This is a genomic window from Desemzia sp. FAM 23990 (assembly GCF_045528485.1).
Taxonomy (GTDB): domain Bacteria; phylum Bacillota; class Bacilli; order Lactobacillales; family Carnobacteriaceae; genus Desemzia.
Map to the genome: position 1 here is coordinate 1 of NZ_JBGQQW010000109.1, position 251 is coordinate 251.

Sequence of the window (251 nt, forward strand, 5' to 3'; positions counted from 1 at the left end):
GAATCAGCTAAATAAGCAAAATTTTCTGGAAATAGTCATCCTTTGCGTAAGCATTCGATTTTTTTTACTTTTTTCAAGAAAATAATAATTCAGAATATTCTGACTATATTTATGCAACACTAGTGATAAGAAATATAAAGTAATAAAAGCTGTGGCAGAAAAAAGAAAGGAAAAAAAGAGAGCTTGTGTTGAACTTGGGCTCTCGATGAGGCAAGTCAACAGATTAATTCAAGACTATCAAGAAGGAGGAA

The 251-nt window shown here is 31.1% G+C and carries 1 protein-coding gene; it reads left to right on the plus strand.

Annotation, left to right across the window (positions count from 1 at the left end):
• Positions 1 to 142: 142 nt before the first annotated feature.
• A partial coding sequence (locus ACEN4I_RS13680) for a helix-turn-helix domain-containing protein (RefSeq protein ID WP_407103320.1) occupies positions 143 to 251 on the plus strand: 109 nt, incomplete at its 3' end.